Origin of the sequence: Streptomyces sp. NPDC101219 (assembly GCF_044767675.1) — a bacterium.
Lineage (GTDB): Bacteria > Actinomycetota > Actinomycetes > Streptomycetales > Streptomycetaceae > Streptomyces.
This window is the reverse complement of the sequence record NZ_JBIWOK010000017.1, coordinates 1-13,022: the sequence shown is the minus strand read 5'-3', so window position 1 is coordinate 13,022 and position 13,022 is coordinate 1. Positions and strand designations below refer to the sequence as shown.

Here is a 13,022-nt window from a genome sequence, read left to right as displayed (position 1 = left end):
TGGGCCCCGATTTCCGATTCGGTGAGGAGGAAACGTCCGTCCCACGCCGTTCTCCACGAAGGAGCCACGTTTCCATGGACTTCACCCTCGAAGTGATCCCGCTGCCGGTGAGCGACATCGACCGGGCCAGGGACTTCTACCGGGACAAGGTCGGCTTCCACGTCGACATCGACCAGGAGGTCATGCCCGGCATGCGCATCGTCCAGCTGACACCACCCGGCTCCGGGTGCTCGATCGCCCTGGGCGACACGCTTTGGGAGTCGACGCCCGGCCCCACCCCGGCCCCCGGTTCCTACCAGGGTCTGCAGCTCTGCGTCGCCGACATCAAGGCGGCCCACGCCGAACTGACCGCGCGGGGGCTGGAGGTCAGCGAGCCCCAGGAGTACGCCCCGGACGACGGCGCGACGTTCATGTACTTCAAGGACCCGGACGGCAACGGCTGGGCGGTCCAGGAGTACCGGCGCCGGGCGACGGAGCCGCTGCACAAGCTGCTGACGCAGCAGGCACAGGGGTAGCTCGGCCGGCCGGGCCCCCGACCCGCCCCAACCCGCCACGGTCTGCGACGGTGCGCTACGGCCGTCGGCGCACGCTGACGGACTGCCGGCGGGGCGGCTGGCGCACCGCCGCCGGGCGCTGGACGGGGTCTCCGCCGCGTACGTGACCTACTACCCGGACCTGGCGTTCCCCGGGGCGTAGGAGGCCGTCGGCCGGTTCGCGGCCTTCGCCGTCGCCCGGGGGGGGTGCGCCGGCTGGTGCTGCTCTCCGGCCGGGGCGAGGAGGGCGCCGTCGCCGCCGAGGACGCCCTCAAGGCGTCCGGCTGCGACTGGACCGTCGGGCGGACTGGTTCGCCCAGAACTTCAGCGAGGGCCGCCGGCAGGCCGATGCTGCGTCCGCGTCCGGCGTCCGGCGGACCGTGACGCGCGGCTGGAGACGACGGCGACACCACCGGCGCCACCCCTCCCGACTCCGTTCCGGCTCCGTTCCGACTCCCTCCCGACTCTCTCCGGGCGCTCACCCGGCATTTCCCTCTCGACATTTCCTGCCAACGGGTGTCAATCCACCCCAACCGGCCACCCGTCCTGGGACGGACGGTCACGTGGGATGCCCGGGACACGACTTCCGGCACAGCGCCGGGGCGTCCGGGACACGGGACCTCACGCAGGACATCCGATGAGGGGAATGCGCCGATGAGTGAGTCCGTAGACACCGGGACCGGGACAGGTACCAGGGACACCCGGGAGAAGGTCAGGGCGGAGGCCTCCGCGACGGCCGGTCAGGCCAAGCAGGCCGCCGGCCAGGTCGCGGGCACCGCGGCGGAACAGGCGCGGACCGTTGCCGGTGAAGCGCGCCGGCAGGCCGGTTCCGCCGTGCGCGACCTGCGCGGCCGGGCCGTGGAGGAGGCGGACGGGCAGGCCCGGCGGGCCGCCGGCACGCTGCGCCAGTGGGCGGGCGACCTGTCCGACCTGGCCGACCACGCCCGCCACGATTCCGCCGCCCGCGGCTTCGCCGCCGAGGCGGCCGACCGCAGCCACCGCGCCGCCGACTACCTGGAGCGGCAGGGCGTCGAGGGACTCGTCGCCGACCTCCAGGGCTTCGCGCGGCGGCGCCCCGGCGCGTTCCTCGGCGGCGCGCTGCTCGCCGGGCTCGCCGTCGGGCGGCTGGCCAAGGCGTCCGGCAGCGCGTCCCGCGCCTCCGCGCAGTCCGGGCCGGAGCCCGGCCCGGTCGGTACGGGCGCGTCCGACCCGCCCGCCCTGTCGGCGGGTCCCCCGCCGGCCGTGCCGCCGAGCGCCGGTTCCCTGCCGGCCGACGCGCCGCCCAACAGCGCGCCGATCCCTCCGCACCCGGGGGTGTGACATGACGTCAACCTCCCGCACCTACGCGCCGACCTCCGCCTCCGGGGCGACCCGGGCGCAGGTGCCGGTGGAAGCGGAGCGGCTGGAGCAGCGGGACCCGTCCGTGGGCCAGCTGCTGTCGGCCGTGACCTCGGACCTCCAGACGCTCTTCCGCAAGGAGGTCGAGCTGGCCAAGGCCGAGGTCAAGCAGGAGGCGAGCACCGCGGGCAAGGCCGCCGGGATGTACGGCGGGGCCGGATTCGCCGGGTACATGGTGCTGCTGTTCCTGTCCCTGGCAGCCGTTCTGGGGCTGTCCAACGTCATGGACGGGGGCTGGGCCGCCCTGATCGTCACCGCGGTGTGGGCCGTCGTGGCGGGCGTGCTCTTCCTGATGGGGCGGGCGCGGATGCGCACCGTCTCCCCCACGCCCGAGCAGACCGTCGAGACCATGAAGGAGAACGCGGCATGGGCACGTCACCCGACCAGGTGAGGGCCGAGATCGAGGCCACTCGCCACCAGTTGTCCACGGACGTGGACCGGCTCGCCGACCGCACGAGCCCCAAGCGCGTGGCGCGGCGCCGCAAGGCACGCGTGCGCGGCGCGATGGGCGGCCTCCGGGACCGTGTCATGGGCACCGCCTCGGACACCGCCCACGGCGTCACCGACACCGCGCACGGGGTGGCCGACTCCGCCCGGTCGGCGGCGGGTTCGGTGCAGGAGGGCACCGGCCGCGCGGCCGAGTCGGCCCGGGAGACGGCAGGCCAGGCCGGGCAGGCCGTGCAACAGGCCCCCGGCCTGGCCCGCGAGCAGACCCGCGGCAACCCCCTGGCCGCCGGCCTCGTCGCGTTCGGCGTCGGCCTGCTGGCGTCCTCGCTGGTGCCCGCCTCGACGGCCGAGCGGGAGAAGGCCGCCGAGCTGATGGAACGCGGCGGTGAGGCGCTGGAGCCGGTGAAGCAGGCCGCCGCCGAGTCCGCGCAGCACCTCAAGGAGGACGCCCGGGAGGTGACGCAGAGCGCCGCCGCCGAGGTCAAGGACACCGCGGCCCAGGCCGCCCGGACCACTCAGGACGAGGCCCGCGACCGGACCGGCGAAGTCCAGGACCAGGCACGGGAGTCGAGCGGCCACCTCAAGGACGAGGCCCGCAACCGCTCCGGCCCGTCCTGAGGAACCCCTCGGCGAGCCGGAGACACCAAGCGAGCCCTGCTCCGCGACCGTGTGCGGACCGGAGCAGGGCTCACCGGATGCGGTAGGGCCGCGATTGGCACTGGGCCACGTTCCCGGCGGCCTCACCGCCCTCCGCTCGTCGACCGTCCGGCCGTCAGCCTCCCGCCGCCCGGTGAGCGGCCCAGTGCCCCGACAGCGCGGGCCACCAGGTCGGATGTTCGTTCACGGTGGCGACCAGCGCCGGGCAGGAGTCCCTCAACGTCAGCGCGAAACCCCGCCACCCGTTGTAGCCCTTCAGCTCGGGGTTCAGCGTGTTGATCATCAGCCCGTAGTTCACCGTGTCGGCCAGCATGCGGGCCAGCACGAGGACCTGGGTCCGCACCTCTTCCTCGGCCGGGGGCTCGCCCCCTTCGAAGAAGTAGGCATGTAGCTCCGGCCGGGCCGCGATCTGCCCCTCGATGTGGTGCAGCCGCTCCATACCGTTGTAGATCGCGGTGGCCCCCGCGACGCCGTTGTTGATGACCGTCTGGCGTGTGAGCTCTCGTGTCTGCCACGCAGAGACGAGAAGAGAGGCCACGACACCGACGGACGCGATCAAGCCGAACAAGTGCACCACGTCACTTTCCCCCCAGATCGAAATCAACCGGGCACTACCCGGGCTCCGTGATCCAGTAACCCCCCTGCCAACGCCCCGGGTTGGCGCCCGATCGGCTCGTGGTGCCGGTCGGAGCGGGCGGAGTGAGGGACGAGGTGAGTGTGGTTCCTTCCGTGCTGCCGGGGGCCGAACCGCTCGCCTCCGACCAGCGAGCGCGTCCCCGCCCCCTGACCGCCCACAGAAGACTCAGGGCCATGGAGACGCCACGGGGCCGACGGTCCGCGACCGTCGGCCCCATGTGCTGAATCGTCGGGAGAACGCGCTCCCCGCCCCCTACAGCACCGGCAGGTTCTTCCGCAGCTCGAACGCCGTGACCTCGCTGCGGTACTCCTCCCACTCCTGCTTCTTGTTCCGGAGGAAGAAGTCGAAGACGTGTTCGCCGAGCGTTTCGGCGACCAGGTCGCTGCGTTCCATCAGGGTGAGGGACTCGCCGAGGTTCTGCGGGAGGGGTTCGATGCCCAGGGCGCGGCGTTCGGCGTCGGAGAGGGCCCAGACGTCGTCCTCGGCGCCGGGCGGGAGTTCGTAGCCCTCCTCGATGCCCTTGAGGCCGGCTGCGAGGAGGACGGCGTAGGCGAGGTAGGGGTTGGCGCCGGAGTCGATGGAGCGGACCTCGACGCGGGCGGAGCCGGTCTTGCCGGGCTTGTACATCGGGACGCGGACCAGGGCGGAGCGGTTGTTGTGGCCCCAGCAGATGTAGGACGGGGCCTCGCCGCCGGCGCCGGCGGTGCGTTCCGAGCCGCCCCAGATGCGCTTGTAGGAGTTGACCCACTGGTTGGTGACCGCGGAGATCTCCGCCGCGTGCCGCAGCAGGCCCGCGATGAAGGAGCGGCCGACCTTGGAGAGCTGGTACTCCGCGCCGGACTCGTAGAAGGCGTTGCGGTCGCCCTCGAAGAGGGAGAGGTGGGTGTGCATGCCCGAGCCCGGGTGTTCGGAGAACGGCTTGGGCATGAAGGTCGCCTGGACGCCCTGTTCCAGCGCCACCTGCTTCATGATCAGGCGGAACGTCATGATGTTGTCGGCGGTGGAGAGCGCGTCGGCGTAGCGCAGGTCGATCTCCTGCTGGCCCGGAGCGCCCTCGTGGTGCGAGAACTCCACCGAGATGCCCATCGACTCCAGCATGGTGATCGCCTGGCGGCGGAAGTCCATGCCGACGTTCTGCGGGGTGTGGTCGAAGTAGCCGGAGTTGTCGGCGGGGGTGGGGCGGCTGCCGTCGACGGGCTTGTCCTTCAGCAGGAAGAACTCGATCTCCGGGTGGGTGTAGAAGGTGAAGCCCAGGTCGGAGGTGTGGGCGAGGGCGCGCTTGAGGACGTAGCGCGGGTCGGCGAACGACGGGGAGCCGTCCGGCATGAGGATGTCGCAGAACATGCGCGCGGTGCCGGGGGCCTCGGCGCGCCAGGGCAGGACCTGGAAGGTCGACGGGTCCGGCTTGGCGATCATGTCCGATTCGTACACCCGGGCGAAGCCCTCGATGGCGGAGCCGTCGAAGCCGATGCCTTCGTCGAAGGCCTGCTCGAGCTCGGCCGGGGCCACGGCGACGGACTTCAGGAAGCCCAGCACGTCCGTGAACCACAGGCGTACGAAACGGATGTCCCGCTCCTCGAGGGTCCGGAGCACGAACTCCTGCTGCTTGTCCATCTTCCGCTTCCCCATCCTTGCCGGTCGGGCCGCCCGCTTCGGCTCCGTGCGCGGGAGACAGGCGGGTAACCCGAGCATCACACCACATCAGCGTTTCACGCACGTTGCCGACCTGGATCACCCGGTGGGCCCCGGGCGGAACGGCGTGCCCGCCGGGCGTACCCCTGTGGACCCATCCTGCCCCGTAGCACCGGTGTCCGTAACGGCCGCGCGCGCCGGCATCGCGCCCGCGCCCGGGGCGGTGCCGGGCACGGGCCCCGGTCGGCGGGCGACCCCTCTCTCCTCTCGCGAACCCCCGGTAGCACCCCCCAGTTAAATTGGTATTCCCGATGCAAGTTTAATGAGGGTGCAGACAGTCGAGCAGAGGAGACCCGATGCTGTCCGTGCAGTCCGCTGCCACCCTTCGCGCCACGCTTCCCGCCGTGGGCGCCGCCCTCGACGAGATCACCGAGCGGTTCTACGCCGGGATGTTCGCCGCCCGTCCCGAGCTGCTGCGGGATCTCTTCAACCGCGGCAACCAGGCCGCCGGCACCCAGCGCCAGGCCCTCGCCGGGTCCATCGCCGCCTTCGCCACGCACCTGCTGGAGCACCCCGACGAGCGTCCGGACGCCATGCTCCAGCGCATCGCGCACAAGCACGCCTCCCTCGGGATCACCCCGGACCAGTACGCCATCGTCCACGAGCACCTGTTCGCCGCCATCGCCGACGTGCTGGGCGAGGCCGTCACGCCCGAGGTCGCGGCCGCCTGGGACGAGGTCTACTGGCTGATGGCGAACGCCCTCGTCGCCATCGAGAAGCGGCTGTACGAGGAGCGCGGCGGGGCCGGCTGGCGGCCCTGGGAGGTCGTCGCGCGGGTCGCGGAGACCGCCGACGTCGTCACCTTCCGGCTGCGGCCGGCCGACGGCGGGCCGGTCCGGGACTTCCGCCCCGGACAGTACGTGTCCGTCCGGGTCGCGCTTCCCGACGGCGCGCGCCAGATACGCCAGTACAGCCTGTCAGGGGCGCCCGCCCCGGACGAGCGGCAGTTCACCGTGAAGCGGGTGCGTGACGAGGCGGCGCCCGAGGGCGAGGTCTCGGGCCACCTGTACGCGCGTGTGCGGGCCGGGGACGTCGTGGAGCTGTCCGAGCCGTACGGGGACCTGGTCCTGGACGCCGCGACGGACACGCCCCTGCTGCTGGCCTCCGCCGGGATCGGGGTGACGCCGATGACGGCGATGCTGGCCCACCTGGCCGAGACCGGGCACCGCGCCCCGGTGACCGTCGTGCACGGCGACCGCTCCCCCGCCGACCACGCCCTGCGCACCGACCACGAGGCGTACGCGGCGAAGCTGCCGGACGCGGCGGTGCACTTCTGGTACGAGCAGGACGCCCCGGCCGGGGCCGGCACCGGCTACGTCGACCTCACGCGCGTGCCGGTCGCGTCGGGCACGCGCGCGTACCTGTGCGGGCCGCTGCCGTTCATGCGGATGGTGCGCCGGCAGCTGATCGGCAAGGGGGTCGCCCCGGCGGACATCCACTACGAGGTGTTCGGGCCGGACTTGTGGCTGGCCGGGGCCGCCGCGTAGGTCCGGCGGCCCGAGCTCAGCCGGGGCTCAGGTGAACGGTCGGCCGGTCAGACGGGTTCCCGGCGGGGGTTGGGTGAGATGCCCAGCAGCAGGGGGCCCGTCGGGCCGGTGACGAGGTCGGCGACGGTGAGCGGGTCCAGGGTGGCGAAGAACGCTTCCTGGGCCCGGCGCAGCGCGCCGCGCAGTCCGCAGCCGGAGCTCAGCGGGCAGGGCGCTCCGGTCGCGACGCCCTCGCAGTCGACGACCTCGCCCTCGCCCTCGAAGGCGCGCACCAGGGCGCCGACGGAGGCCGTGCGGCCCCGTTCGGTGACGCTCAGACCGCCGCCCCGGCCCCGGCGGGCGGTGAGCAGGCCCATGTGCTGGAGTTCGGCGACGACCTTCGCGGCGTGCGTGTAGGGCACGTCCATGGCCGCCGCGACCTCGCGCGTCGTGGGGGTGGCGGAACCGGCCACGGCGAGGCGCATGAGGACCCGCAGGGCCAGGTCGGTGGAGCGCAGCAGCCGCATGCCGTCGACCCTAGATAATGTGCATCCGGCATTCAACTATTCGGACAGGGCCGGATCCCGACCGGGTCCCGACCGGGATTCGACCGGGATCCATTTGGGATCCGACCGAGATCCGTTCGGGTCCCGAACGGATCCGGGCAGCCTGCCCCCTGCAGCGGGCCGGACCCGGGGCCACGACCCCTACGCCTCGCCCTCCCGCACCATTACGATCTGCTCACCCGTTTGTCCCACAGACCCCGAAGGGCACCCCCATGGGCTCCGCCAGGAAGAGCAGCGCGGCACGCACGGCACGCATAGAGGAGATGCGCCGCGCGGAGCAGGCCCGCGCGCGTCGCGGCCGCATTCTCGTCGTCGCGGCCAGTGCGGTGGTCGTCGCCGGCCTCGTCGTCGGGGGTGTGTTCGTCGTCCGGTCGCAGTCCGACGACGGCGGCGACCCCGCGAAGGCGGACGGCAAGAACTCCGGCCGGTTCGTCACCGGCGAGGACGGCGTGCGGACCTGGGAGGGGACCCTGGACCGCAACCACGTCACCGAGGCCGTGGACTACCCGGTGCGGCCCCCGGTGGGCGGCGACCACAACCCGGTCTGGATGAACTGCAACGGCGACGTGTACGACAAGGAGATCCGGGAGACCAACGCGGTCCACTCGCTGGAGCACGGCGCGGTCTGGGTCACCTACAGCTCCGCGGCCGACGACGCCGAGGTGAAGGCGCTGGCGGCGAAGGTGAGGAAGACCCCGTACACGCTGATGAGCCCGGTCGACGACCAGAAGGACCCGATCATGCTGTCGGCGTGGGGTCACCAGCGCACCGTGACCGGGGCGGACGACCCGGATGTCGACGCCTTCTTCGAGAAGTTCGTGCAGGGCGCGCAGACGCCCGAGCCGGGTGCGGCCTGCACGGGAGGGATCGGGCAGTGAGGAAGGCCGGCCCCATCGCCGCGGCGGCGGCGCTGGCGCTCGTCGGCGCGGGCGCGCTCACCTACGCGGTCGCCGGGGACGAGGGCGCGGACGGGGTGCCGTCCGCCGGGTCCGCGGACGCCGGGTTCGCCCGCGACATGGCGGTGCACCACCAGCAGGCCGTCGAGATGTCGTACGTCGTGCGGGACCGGACGCGGGACGAGGAGGTCCGCCGGCTCGCCTACGACATCGCCCAGACCCAGGCCAACCAGCGCGGCATGATGCTGGGCTGGCTCGACCTGTGGGAGCTGCCGAAGGTGTCCGCCGACCCGCCGATGACCTGGATGGGCATGGGCGACCGGGCCGCCGACGGCGAGGACGGGGCGCTGATGCCGGGGATGGCGACCCGCGCGGAGATGGAGCGGCTCGGGAAGCTGAACGGGAAGCAGGCGGAGATCTTCTTCCTCCAGCTGATGACGGACCATCACAAGGGCGGCGTGCACATGGCTCAGGGCTGTGTCGACATGTGCGAGGTCGGCGTGGAGAAACGGCTGGCCCGGGGGATGGTGGAGGCCCAGCGCTCGGAGATCGAGCTGATGGCCGGCATGCTGCGGGAGCGGGGCGCGGCACCTCGCTGACCGGGCCGGCGGGGGAGGCGCGCGGTGGTGTGCGACGGCGCCCGTCCACCGCCGCCACTCCCACATCGCGTCGCTTTGACGATTACACTGGGGGGCGTGCCTCAACTACGCCTCGCCCTGAATCAGATCGACTCGCGTGTCGGAGACCTCACCGGCAACGCCGACACGGTGCTCCGCTGGACCCGGCACTCCGCCGAGCAGGGGGCGCACCTGGTGGCGTTCCCCGAGATGGCGCTGACCGGGTATCCCGTCGAGGATCTCGCCCTCCGGTCGTCCTTCGTCGAGGCCTCCCGCGCGGCCCTGCGTTCCCTCGCCGCGCGCCTCGCCCAGGAGGGCTTCGGCGACCTCCCGGTGATCGTCGGCTACCTCGACCGCAGCGCCGTCGCGCAGCCGAAGTACGGGCAGCCCGCCGGTGCTCCGCAGAACGCCGCCGCGGTGCTGTACCGCGGGGAGGTCGCGCTCACCTTCGCCAAGCACCACCTGCCGAACTACGGCGTCTTCGACGAGTTCCGCTACTTCGTGCCGGGCGACACCCTGCCGGTGCTGCGGCTGCACGGCGTGGACATCGCCCTCGCCATCTGCGAGGACCTGTGGCAGGACGGGGGCCGCGTGCCGGCCGCCCGCTCGGCGCGGGCCGGGCTGCTGCTCTCCGTCAACGCCTCGCCGTACGAGCGGAACAAGGACGACACCCGGCTGGAACTGGTCCGCAAGCGGGCCCAGGAGGCCGGGTGCACGACCGCCTACCTCGCGATGACGGGCGGCCAGGACGACCTCGTCTTCGACGGCGACTCGATCGTCGTGGACCGTGACGGCGAGGTGCTGGCCCGTGCGCCGCAGTTCACCGAGGGCTGTGTGGTGATCGACCTCGACCTGCCCGCGGCGGACGCGGACGCGCCGGCCGGCGTCGTCGACGACGGGCTGCGGATCGACCGGGTCGTGCTGTCCGAGGAGCCGCTGCCCGCGTACGAGCCGGTGCACACCGGGTCGCAGGCGGACCGTCTGGACGACGACGAGGAGGTGTACTCCGCGCTGGTCGTGGGCCTGCGGGCCTACGTCAGGAAGAACGGCTTCGAGTCCGTGGTGATCGGGCTGTCCGGCGGCATCGACTCGGCGCTGGTCGCGGCGATCGCCTGCGACGCGGTGGGCGCGGAGAACGTGTACGGCCTGTCGATGCCGTCGAAGTACTCCTCCGGGCACTCCCGCGACGACGCCGCGGAGCTGGCGCGGCGGACCGGGCTCAGCTACCGCACCGTGGCGATCGAGCCGATGTTCGACGCGTACATGGGGTCGCTGGAGCTGACCGGGCTGGCCGAGGAGAACCTCCAGTCGCGGCTGCGCGGGGTGGTGCTGATGGCGGTCTCCAACCAGGAGGGGCACATCGTGCTCGCGCCCGGCAACAAGTCGGAGCTGGCGGTGGGCTATTCGACGCTGTACGGCGACTCGGTGGGGGCCTACGGCCCCATCAAGGATGTGTACAAGACGTCGGTGTTCCGGCTGGCGGAGTGGCGCAACCGGGCGGCCCTGGAGCGCGGTCAGACCCCGCCGATCCCGGAGAACTCAATCTCCAAGCCGCCGAGCGCGGAACTGCGGCCCGGGCAGGTCGACACCGACTCCCTGCCGGACTACCCGGTGCTGGACGCGATCCTGGAGCTGTACGTGGACCGCGACCGGGGCGCCGACGAGATCGTCGCCGCCGGGTTCGACGCGGAGCTGGTGGCGAAGACGCTGCGCATGGTGGACCGCGCGGAGTACAAGCGCCGCCAGTACCCGCCGGGCACGAAGATCTCCCCCAAGGGCTTCGGCAAGGACCGCCGCCTGCCCCTCACCAACGGCTGGCAGGAGCAGGCGCCTCCGGCGGGCTGACCGGACCCGCCCGCTCCCCCTCCGTACGGGCCGTCGGGCCCCGGCTTGACGCGCCGGGGGCCGACGGCCCGTTCCGTTGCCGCGTCGGAGCCGGGACCGGGCGGCGGGCCGGGCGGTCGGGCGGGCGGTCGGTCGGGCGGTCGGTCGGTCGGTCGCTGAACCGGTGCGCGGTCCGCGGTCCGCACCGGCCCGCCCCCGCCGTCAGGCGACCGGCACGGTCGCCTCGGAGGAGGCCGGCGCGTCCGGTCGCGGCCCGCCGGCGGACGGGGTGGCCCGGAGCAGGACGGCGCCGACGACCAGGGCGGCCAGTGCGCACCCGGCAGCGGCCAGGAAGGCCACGTGGTAGCCGCCGGTCAGGGCTTCCGCCTCGGTCCTCCCCGCGGCGGTGAGGCCGTTCGTCCGGGCGCCGGCCAGGGCGCTCAGCAGGGTCAGGCCCATCGCTCCCCCTATCTGCTGCGTGGTGTTGAACAGCCCGGAGGCGATGCCGGACTCGGCCGGCGGAACGGCGGACATGCCGAGCCCCATGACGGCCGGCGCGGCCAGTCCGAAGCCCAGGCCCATGAGCAGACCGGCCGGGAGGAAGTCCACCGCGTAGACGCCGTCGACGCGGGCGAACGACAGCATGACGAACGCCCCGACGACGAGGGAGAGCCCCAGCAGGAGCATCGTGCGCGGGCCGAACCGGGTGATGAGCCGGGTCGACAGGCCGAGGGACACCGCCGCGATCACCAGGGCGACGGGCACGAAGCCCGAACCTGCCTGCAGCGAGCCGTACTTCAGCACCCGCTGCAGATAGAGGGTGCCGAAGAACAGCATGCCGAACATCCCGGCGATCAGCAGGAACTGGACGATGTTGGCCGCGGTCAGGCTCCGCGAGCGGAACAGCCGCAGCGGCAGCAGCGGCTGGACGGCCGTGGCCTGGCGGGCGACGAACCCGGCCAGCAGCAGGAGCGACAGCGAACCGAGCAGCAGGGTCCGGGGCGCTCCCCAGCCGGCCCGTCCGGCGTCCACGACGGTGTACACCAGGAGCATCATGCCGGTCATGACCAGCAGGGCGCCCAGGAAGTCGGTGCCCCTGCGCAGCCCCTCGCCGCGGTCGCGGGGGAGGACGCGCGCGCCGACCAGCACGAGGAGGGCGCCGATCGGTGCGTTGATGAAGAAGATCCAGTGCCAGCCGAGCAGTTCGGTGAGCACACCCCCGAGCAGCGGCCCGGCCGCTCCGCCGCCCGCGGAGGCGAAGCTGTAGGCCGCGATGGCCTGGGCCCGCCGGCGACGCTCGGTGAACGTGGTCGCGACCATGCCGAGGATGCAGGCCGAGGCGACCGCCCCGCCGATCCCCTGGAGGAAGCGCGCGGCGATCAGCTCCGTCTCGCCGGCCGCGAGACCGCACAGCACCGATGCCGCGCTGAACAGCAGGATCCCGGTGAGGAAGACGGTCTTCCGCCCGATGAGGTCACCGAGCCGTCCGGCGAGCAGGAGCAGCCCGCCGAACGGGACGACGTAGGCGTTGACCACCCAGACGAGGTTCTCGGAGGAGAACCCGAGGCCCTTCTGCACGGCGGGCAGCGCCACGTTCACGATGTTCTGGTCCAGGACGATCATCATCTGTCCGACGCAGAGCAGGATGACGGTCGGCCACGGCGATGCCTTCGCCCGCGTGGTGGACAGGGGCATGATCGAACCTCCTATGGGGCACTTTTTGTTACAGCCGCCATCTTCTGTAACCATCAGGCGCCGGGGAAGGAGGCACTTTTATGTCACGCAGTCACACGGATGTGTCCCAGGAGGTCACGGCGCAGGCGTGTCCGCTGGTCGAGGTGCTCGATCATGTGGCGGGCAAGTGGAGCATCAGCATCCTGGTGGCCGCCGCGCCCGGCCCCATCAGGTTCACCGAGCTCGAACGCTCCGTCGAAGGCATCAGCCGGCGGATGCTCACGCTGAACCTGCGCAGGCTCGAACGCGACGGGCTGCTGAAGCGGACCGTCCATCCCACCGTGCCGCCGAAGGTCGAGTACGCCCTCACGCCCATGGCGCGGGAGCTGCACGCGTACCTCACCGGGCTGGTGGACTGGGCGGAGCGGCACCGTGGTGCCATCGCCCGGGCCCGGGCCGCCTACGACTCCGCGGCCGTGGCCGGGCAGGCCGGTCCGCCCGACGCCCGGCCGTAGGTACTCGAGAGGCCCTGGGCCGGGCGGAGCTTCGACGGAGCTGCTCAGCCGCCGGAGGCGGGGGCCAGCTTCACCCGGGCGGCGATGGGCAGGTGGTCGC

The 13,022-nt window shown here is 72.6% G+C and carries 13 protein-coding genes and 1 pseudogene; 10 read left to right on the top strand and 4 right to left on the bottom strand.

Annotation, left to right across the window (positions count from 1 at the left end; genetic code table 11):
* Positions 1-74 precede the first annotated feature (74 nt).
* The 5 genes and pseudogenes from ACIRPP_RS27260 to ACIRPP_RS27240 all read left to right on the top strand — a co-directional run bounded on the left by ACIRPP_RS27260 (position 75) and on the right by ACIRPP_RS27240 (position 2,996).
* Entirely contained in the window at positions 75-515 is a 441-nt protein-coding gene (locus ACIRPP_RS27260) for a VOC family protein (protein ID WP_403647986.1), read from the top strand.
* 115 nt (positions 516-630) lie between these two features.
* A pseudogene (locus ACIRPP_RS27255) lies at positions 631-865 on the top strand (NmrA family transcriptional regulator); the annotation flags it as partial.
* Between the two features lie 322 nt (positions 866-1,187).
* Complete coding sequence (locus tag ACIRPP_RS27250) at positions 1,188-1,853, top strand: hypothetical protein (protein ID WP_403647983.1); 666 nt, start codon at positions 1,188-1,190, stop codon at positions 1,851-1,853.
* A gap of 1 nt (position 1,854) precedes the next feature.
* Positions 1,855-2,322 carry a phage holin family protein gene (locus ACIRPP_RS27245; protein ID WP_403647980.1) on the top strand — a complete coding sequence of 156 codons (468 nt, stop codon included), beginning with the start codon at positions 1,855-1,857 and terminating at the stop codon, positions 2,320-2,322.
* Positions 2,298-2,996, top strand: a complete 699-nt coding sequence (locus tag ACIRPP_RS27240; protein ID WP_403647978.1) for a DUF3618 domain-containing protein — start codon at positions 2,298-2,300, stop codon at positions 2,994-2,996. The genes ACIRPP_RS27245 and ACIRPP_RS27240 overlap by 25 nt, the downstream gene beginning before the upstream one ends.
* A gap of 154 nt (positions 2,997-3,150) precedes the next feature.
* Here the strand turns inward: ACIRPP_RS27240 and ACIRPP_RS27235 are convergent, their stop codons facing one another.
* Positions 3,151-3,594, bottom strand: coding sequence for a hypothetical protein (locus ACIRPP_RS27235; RefSeq protein ID WP_403647975.1), 444 nt, complete (start codon positions 3,592-3,594; stop codon positions 3,151-3,153).
* 330 nt (positions 3,595-3,924) lie between these two features.
* Positions 3,925-5,286 carry a type I glutamate--ammonia ligase gene (gene glnA, locus ACIRPP_RS27230; RefSeq protein WP_164336999.1) on the bottom strand — a complete coding sequence of 454 codons (1,362 nt, stop codon included), beginning with the start codon at positions 5,284-5,286 and terminating at the stop codon, positions 3,925-3,927.
* Between the two features lie 374 nt (positions 5,287-5,660).
* Here glnA and ACIRPP_RS27225 point away from each other — a divergent pair, with 374 nt between their 5' ends.
* Entirely contained in the window at positions 5,661-6,851 is a 1,191-nt protein-coding gene (locus ACIRPP_RS27225; RefSeq protein ID WP_403647972.1) for a globin domain-containing protein, read from the top strand.
* A 47-nt stretch (positions 6,852-6,898) separates the two neighbouring features.
* Here ACIRPP_RS27225 and ACIRPP_RS27220 read toward each other — a convergent pair whose 3' ends face one another.
* Entirely contained in the window at positions 6,899-7,357 is a 459-nt protein-coding gene (locus ACIRPP_RS27220) for an RrF2 family transcriptional regulator (protein WP_403647969.1), read from the bottom strand.
* Positions 7,358-7,608: 251 nt separating this feature from the next.
* On the opposite strand from ACIRPP_RS27220, the gene ACIRPP_RS27215 reads away from it, so the two are divergent.
* The 3 genes from ACIRPP_RS27215 to ACIRPP_RS27205 all read left to right on the top strand — a co-directional run bounded on the left by ACIRPP_RS27215 (position 7,609) and on the right by ACIRPP_RS27205 (position 10,754).
* The gene (locus ACIRPP_RS27215; protein WP_403647966.1) at positions 7,609-8,274 is read left to right on the top strand and encodes a DUF3105 domain-containing protein; all 666 of its coding nucleotides are present in this window, start codon (positions 7,609-7,611) and stop codon (positions 8,272-8,274) included.
* Positions 8,271-8,891 (top strand): DUF305 domain-containing protein, encoded by a 621-nt coding sequence (locus ACIRPP_RS27210; RefSeq protein ID WP_403647963.1) that lies wholly within the window; start codon positions 8,271-8,273, stop codon positions 8,889-8,891. The genes ACIRPP_RS27215 and ACIRPP_RS27210 overlap by 4 nt, the downstream gene beginning before the upstream one ends.
* A 96-nt stretch (positions 8,892-8,987) precedes the next feature.
* Positions 8,988-10,754: an NAD+ synthase gene (locus tag ACIRPP_RS27205; protein WP_403647960.1), complete on the top strand. Its 1,767-nt coding sequence runs from the start codon at positions 8,988-8,990 to the stop codon at positions 10,752-10,754.
* 201 nt (positions 10,755-10,955) lie between these two features.
* Here ACIRPP_RS27205 and ACIRPP_RS27200 read toward each other — a convergent pair whose 3' ends face one another.
* Positions 10,956-12,428 carry a DHA2 family efflux MFS transporter permease subunit gene (locus tag ACIRPP_RS27200; RefSeq protein WP_403647958.1) on the bottom strand — a complete coding sequence of 491 codons (1,473 nt, stop codon included), beginning with the start codon at positions 12,426-12,428 and terminating at the stop codon, positions 10,956-10,958.
* An 80-nt stretch (positions 12,429-12,508) separates the two neighbouring features.
* Between ACIRPP_RS27200 and ACIRPP_RS27195 the strand changes: the two genes are divergently transcribed.
* On the top strand, positions 12,509-12,922 hold the full coding sequence (locus ACIRPP_RS27195; protein ID WP_403647955.1) for a winged helix-turn-helix transcriptional regulator: 414 nt from the start codon (positions 12,509-12,511) through the stop codon (positions 12,920-12,922).
* Positions 12,923-13,022: the final 100 nt, after the last annotated feature.

What these genes read in the sequence shown, in the direction of transcription:
- ACIRPP_RS27260 (WP_403647986.1), top strand. Translation starts at nt 75, where the DNA reads ATGGACTTCACCCTCGAAGTGATCCCGCTGCCGGTGAGCGACATCGAC.
- ACIRPP_RS27250 (WP_403647983.1), top strand. Translation starts at nt 1,188, where the DNA reads ATGAGTGAGTCCGTAGACACCGGGACCGGGACAGGTACCAGGGACACC.
- ACIRPP_RS27245 (WP_403647980.1), top strand. Translation starts at nt 1,855, where the DNA reads ATGACGTCAACCTCCCGCACCTACGCGCCGACCTCCGCCTCCGGGGCG.
- ACIRPP_RS27240 (WP_403647978.1), top strand. Translation starts at nt 2,298, where the DNA reads ATGGGCACGTCACCCGACCAGGTGAGGGCCGAGATCGAGGCCACTCGC.
- glnA (WP_164336999.1), bottom strand. Translation starts at nt 5,286, where the DNA reads ATGGACAAGCAGCAGGAGTTCGTGCTCCGGACCCTCGAGGAGCGGGAC.
- ACIRPP_RS27225 (WP_403647972.1), top strand. Translation starts at nt 5,661, where the DNA reads ATGCTGTCCGTGCAGTCCGCTGCCACCCTTCGCGCCACGCTTCCCGCC.
- ACIRPP_RS27220 (WP_403647969.1), bottom strand. Translation starts at nt 7,357, where the DNA reads ATGCGGCTGCTGCGCTCCACCGACCTGGCCCTGCGGGTCCTCATGCGC.
- ACIRPP_RS27215 (WP_403647966.1), top strand. Translation starts at nt 7,609, where the DNA reads ATGGGCTCCGCCAGGAAGAGCAGCGCGGCACGCACGGCACGCATAGAG.
- ACIRPP_RS27200 (WP_403647958.1), bottom strand. Translation starts at nt 12,428, where the DNA reads ATGCCCCTGTCCACCACGCGGGCGAAGGCATCGCCGTGGCCGACCGTC.
- ACIRPP_RS27195 (WP_403647955.1), top strand. Translation starts at nt 12,509, where the DNA reads ATGTCACGCAGTCACACGGATGTGTCCCAGGAGGTCACGGCGCAGGCG.